Here is a 3702-nt window from a genome sequence, read left to right on the forward strand (position 1 = left end):
AATAAATTATCGCTGATGACAATCCCGCCGGATCTCGATGCGGCGTTCCGCAAGTTCATTCCGCCGTTTGGGGCTGCCGGCAACCCGATCGACATCACCGGTGGCGAGCCGCCGATCACCTATGTCAACACCGTCAAGCTCGGTCTGGAAGATCCACGCATCCATGCGCTCATCCTCGGCTACTGGCACACCATCGTGACGCCGCCGATGGTATTCGCCCGCAACATGGTCGAGATCAAGAACGAGATGAGGAAGCTGGGCATCGAGAAGCCGATGGTCGCCTCGCTCGCCGGCGACGTCGAGGTCGAGGAGGCCGCGGAATATCTCGACCAGAACGGCATCCCGGCCTATGCCTACTCGACGGAGTTGCCGGTCGAAGTGCTGGGCGCGAAGTACAAGTGGGCGCGCGGCGCGGGGCTGCTGTAAGCAGCTTTCGCGAACGTATCAAGAGAAACGCCGCCCGGGAAACCGGGCGGCGTTTTTTGCGTTGGCTGAGCTCGCTACCCACCCCCGTCATTGCGAGGAGCACTTGCGACGAAGCAATCCAGTCTTCACTTGTGGCCTCTGGATTGCCGCGTCGCTTCGCTCCTCGCAATGACGGCGGAGGGGACTGCCCTAAACGACCACCGCCTGCTTCACAAATCCCTCTTCGCCAAAGATCCGCGTGTAGCGCGCGATCTCCGCCGGGCTGCCCGTCGTCTTCGCCGGATTGTCCGACAGTTTCACGGCCGCGCGGCCGTTGGCCGAGGTGACTTTGCAGACCAGGCTGATCGGGTCGAGCGTATCGAGGCCGCGCGGATGGGCGCCGCGGAAATCGTTGGTGGCCATGGTGCCCCAGCCAAAGCTCTCGCGGATCCGGCCGCGGAATTTCTGGTGCAGCTCGATCATCGAATCTACCTCCAGCCCGTCCGAGAACATCGCGCGCTTCTTGCGCGGATCTTCGCCGCGCGACGCGTACCAGGCGATGATCTCTTCGCCGGCCGCCACCGGCTCCTTGGAGTCCATGCGCATGCCGGTCCAGCCGGCGGCCCATTCCGGCGCGTCGCGCAGGAACTGCGTCATGCCGAACGTGTCCGGCAGGATGATCAGCAGTTCGCCGTCATAGACTTCCTGCCATTTCGCCAGCACGTCGTATTGCGCGCGCTTCAACTCCTCGTCGGTGTCGGCAAGGCACGCGGCGACCATGGGCAATTCGTGCGAATTGGTGCCGATCGCCTCGAAGGAGTGCTTGAAGGCGAGCAGGGCATTGGAAGTGCCGACAAAGGTGCGGCCGAGTTCGTTAGCCATCACGTCGGTGACCCATTCCTGCCACAGGAAGCTGTGCCGCCGCCTTGTGCCGAACTCCGCCAGCCGCAGGTCGGGATGCGCCTGCAGCCGCTGCACCTTGCCCCAGATCTTGGTCTTGGCCTGGGCGTAGAGGATATCGAGCTCGAACTTGCCCAGCGTGGACATCGCACTGCGCGTGCGCAGCTCGCTGACGATGGCCAGCGCATAGATCTCCCACAGCGTCACTTCGGCCCAGGCGCCCTCGAAGGTCAGCACATATTGGCCGTCGATGGTCTCGAGGTGATAATCGGGCAGCCGGAAGCTGCGCAGATACTCGATGTATTCCGGGCGAAAAATGTCGCGGCGGCCGTAGAAGCGGTTGCCGGCCAGCCAGATCAATTCGTTCTCACGAAACCTGAGCGTGCGGGCGTGATCGAGCTGCGCGCGCAGCACGGCTTCGGGAATGATCTGGGCCAGCCGCACCGTTTTGGTGCGGTTGATGAGACCGAAGGTCACGGGAACGTCGGGATACAGCATCCAGATGAACTGGTGCATCAGGAATTTGTAGAAGTCGGTATCCAGCAACGACCGGATGATCGGATCGAGCCTGTAATTGTGGTTGTGGACCCGGGTGGCGAAATCCATCATGGCGACGCCATTCCTGAATAGGTGCCTGCATCGGCACGGGTCGAAGCGGCGTTTCCGCGACGGTGGTGCCGCGTCGGCAAGTCCACGAAATGGAGGTATCCGCCGGGTTTGGCGATGTCAACGGAGTGGAGTTTTGCTTGACCCTCGCCTTTTGAGGGGGAGGGTCGCCCAACCTGCGCGAAGCGCGTGTTGGACGGGGTGGGGTGACAGCCGTGGTGGTACGGGACAGCGGCTCCCACGAGCGCTGTCACCCCACCCCGCCGAGCAACATGCTTCGCATGCCGCTCGTCGATCCTCCCCCTCAAAAGGGGAGGGTGAAGACCTGCGCGTGTCGCTGGGTCAAGACGCCCGCTTCAGTCGAGCATCTGGCGCGTTGGCCTGCAGCGTGTGCTGGATCGCCTCGCGCAGTTGCGGATAATCGGCGCGGTCCCAGTCGGAGACGCGAATATCGGCGAGCAGCGCGGCCGATTTGCCGAACACCACGATGCGATCGCCGACGCTCATGGCTTCCTCGAGCTGGTGCGTGATCAGGATCGCGGTCGAATTGAACTCACGTGCCAGCGCGACAAAGGTTTTTCGCAGCTCGTTGGCGGTGACTTCGTCGAGCGCACTGAAGGACTCGTCGGCCAGCAAGATTTCCGGCTGCACCGCGAAGGCGCGGGCGATGGCGACGCGCTGCCGCATCCCGCCGGACAATTCGCGCGGGTAGGCGTTGGCGAATTTTTCCAGGCCAAGTCGCGTCAGCCAGGCCATCGCGCGCTGTTGCTGTTCGTCTTCGGCTATGCCGATCAGCTCCAACGGCAGCTTGACGTTGTCGAGCGCCGAGCGCCACGGCAACAGCCGGTCCTGCTGGAAGATCGTCGCGATGCGACCGCGAAAATGGTTGAAGTCGTCATAGGGCGTCTTGCCGCCGATGGTGATGCGACCGCCGCTGGGATGTTCGAGCCCAATCAGCAGATCGAACAAGGTCGATTTTCCGCATCCGGTCTGGCCGACGACGGCGACCAGTTCGCCGAGTTCAATGCGGAGCGAGAGCCGGTTGATCGCCACCACCGGTCGGCCGGAGATGGTCTGGCGAAACTCCTTTCGCAGGTCGGCGATCTCGATCGCGGCGGACGCGGTCATGCCCGCCACCGCAGCACGCGCGTTTCGAGACGGACGAGCAGCGCTTCGAGGATGAACAGAAGCACCACCAGCACCAGGGTCCAGGCGAATACATCGGCGACCGAGAATAACTCCTGCGCCACCGACAGTTGATGCCCGATCCCGGTCACGGCACCGACCAGTTCGGCAATGGTGACGACGCGGATCGCCAGACTCAGCGTGATCTTCCAGCTGGTGATCAGTCCCGGCGTGATCGCCGGTAGCATCAGCTTGTGGAAGAACTGCAGCGAGGTCGGCCGGAAGGACCGGATCATCTGCTTCAGGTCTTTCGACACTTCGCGCATGTTATCGAGGGCATCCACCGTGAAGACAGGGGCACAAACCACCACCAGCACGAAGGCGATCCGGAACTCGACGCCCTTGAACCACAGCACCGCGAACAGAATCCACGACACCACCGGCACCGCCATCAAGATGCGCACCATCGGCCGCAAATATTTTTCGACGCTTTCGGACAGGTACATCACGATCGCAACGGCGAGGCCGATGACGAACGAAATCACCAGCGCCAGCACAACGCGGGCCAGCGTCACCGCCACATCGACCGGCGCGATGTGGATCAGGCTTTGCGCAATGCGGCCGAGGCCGGGGATCGCGAAGGCCGGAATGCCTAGCGTCGGCGCC

3 protein-coding genes and 1 pseudogene are annotated in these 3702 nt (G+C 62.9%); 1 reads left to right on the plus strand and 3 read right to left on the minus strand.

What is annotated here, in order from left to right; translation table 11 throughout:
• Positions 1 to 426 (plus strand): annotated as a pseudogene (locus JWR89_RS20360) (CoA-binding protein); the annotation flags it as partial.
• Positions 427 to 615: 189 nt separating this feature from the next.
• Here the strand turns inward: JWR89_RS20360 and pncB are convergent.
• The 3 genes from pncB to JWR89_RS20375 all read right to left on the minus strand — a co-directional run.
• On the minus strand, positions 616 to 1914 hold the full coding sequence (gene pncB / locus JWR89_RS20365) for a nicotinate phosphoribosyltransferase (protein WP_299719481.1): 1299 nt from the start codon (positions 1912 to 1914) through the stop codon (positions 616 to 618).
• Positions 1915 to 2253: 339 nt separating this feature from the next.
• Entirely contained in the window at positions 2254 to 3039 is a 786-nt protein-coding gene (locus JWR89_RS20370) for an ATP-binding cassette domain-containing protein (RefSeq protein WP_299719483.1), read from the minus strand.
• Positions 3036 to 3702, minus strand: a 667-nt coding sequence (locus tag JWR89_RS20375; RefSeq protein WP_299719485.1) for an ABC transporter permease subunit, incomplete at its 5' end; no start/stop codon positions are given. The genes JWR89_RS20375 and JWR89_RS20370, both read right to left, overlap by 4 nt.

Origin of the sequence: Tardiphaga sp., assembly GCF_028290785.1 — a bacterium.
Lineage (GTDB): Bacteria > Pseudomonadota > Alphaproteobacteria > Rhizobiales > Xanthobacteraceae > Tardiphaga.

Excerpts from the sequence above, each read along its gene's own strand:
- pncB (WP_299719481.1), bottom strand. The coding sequence starts at position 1,914 with ATGATGGATTTCGCCACCCGGGTCCACAACCACAATTACAGGCTCGAT.
- JWR89_RS20370 (WP_299719483.1), bottom strand. The coding sequence starts at position 3,039 with ATGACCGCGTCCGCCGCGATCGAGATCGCCGACCTGCGAAAGGAGTTT.